Source organism: Marinimicrobium sp. UBA4509 (genome assembly GCF_002388575.1).
GTDB lineage: Bacteria > Pseudomonadota > Gammaproteobacteria > Pseudomonadales > Cellvibrionaceae > Marinimicrobium > Marinimicrobium koreense.
On the sequence record NZ_DGMV01000015.1, the window covers coordinates 1 to 1393 of the forward strand.

Below are 1393 nucleotides of genomic sequence, written 5' to 3' on the forward strand. Positions count from 1 at the left end.
CCGTAGGACGAACACCGCGCCACCGTTTGGCACCGGCCTTACCGAGTGACCGCAAGCTGTGCTCGCTGTTGGACACTTCGCCCAAGGTCGCCCGGCAGTTAACCAGTACACGGCGGGTTTCACCGCTACGCAAACGCAAGGTCGCGTAAGTACCGTCGCGAGACACCAATTGGCACGACGCACCAGCAGAACGAGCCAGCTGGGCACCTTTCTCGGGCTTCAACTCGACGCAGTGAACTGTGCTACCGAGGGGGATATTCCGCAGCGGCAACGCATTACCCACTTTAATCGCCGCCGCATCACCTGATTCGATCTTGTCACCAGCCTTGAGGCTCTTGGGTGCGATAATGTAACGGCGCTCACCGTCGGCATAACAAACCAGCGCGATGTAGGCTGTGCGGTTCGGATCATACTCCAGGCGCTCTACTGTGGCCGGTATACCGTCTTTATTACGACGGAAATCGATCACACGGTAGTGCTGCTTGTGGCCGCCGCCTACGTGACGGGTTGTGATACGACCAGCGTTGTTACGTCCACCGCTTTTGGATTTCTTCTCCAGCAGCGGCGCGTAAGGAGCACCCTTGTGCAAATCCGGATTGACGACACTTACTACAAAGCGGCGACCGGGCGAGGTTGGTTTACGTTTTACAATAGGCATTGCAACAATCCTCTTACTCAGCTACCGCAAAGTCGATATCCTGACCTTGCTCAAGACGAACGTAGGCCTTCTTCCAGTCACTGCGCTTACCGATACCAAAGCGGGTGCGACGGGTCTTGCCCTTCACGTTAAGCACGCGAACACTTTCAACTTTGACATCAAACAGCGCCTGTACGGCCGCTTTGATTTCGAGCTTGCTGGCATCAGTGGCTACTTTGAAAACAACCTGGTTGCCGTTCTCGCCCGCCATGGCGGACTTCTCGGACACTACCGGACCCAACAAGATTTTATAGATGCGTTCTTGGTTCATCCCAGGATCTCCTCGAACTTTTTCAGAGCCGGAACGGTGACCACAACCTTTTCGAAGCCGATCAAGGCAACCGGATCAACACCCTGAACGTCGCGAACATCAACCTTATGCAGGTTGCGAGACGCCAGGTAAAGATTTTCGTTCACATCCTCAGTCACAATCAGCGCTTCTGACAGATCGTACTGAGCCAGCTTTTGTACCAGGCTTTTGGTCCTGGGTGCGTCGACGGAAAATTCTTCCACCACGACCAGACGCTCCTGGCGATTCAGCTCAGACAGAATGCAGCGCAGTGCTGCACGGTACATCTTTTTGTTGAGCTTCTGCTCGAAGTTGCGGGGCTTGGCAGCAAATGCCTTACCACCGGAGCGCCAGATCGGACTGCGGATGGTACCCGCACGCGCACGACCGGTGCCCTTCTGACGCCA

Annotated in this window: 3 protein-coding genes; all 3 read right to left on the reverse strand. The window is 55.6% G+C overall.

The window, feature by feature from the left end:
* The coding region (rplB, locus tag B3520_RS01805) for a 50S ribosomal protein L2 (protein ID WP_286875209.1) at nucleotides 1-658 on the reverse strand (658 nt) is incomplete at its 3' end.
* Between the two features lie 13 nt (nucleotides 659-671).
* Entirely contained in the window at nucleotides 672-968 is a 297-nt protein-coding gene (gene rplW, locus B3520_RS01810) for a 50S ribosomal protein L23 (RefSeq protein WP_024462476.1), read from the reverse strand.
* On the reverse strand, nucleotides 965-1393 hold a 429-nt coding region (gene rplD / locus B3520_RS01815), incomplete at its 5' end, for a 50S ribosomal protein L4 (protein ID WP_286875211.1). The genes rplD and rplW, both read right to left, overlap by 4 nt.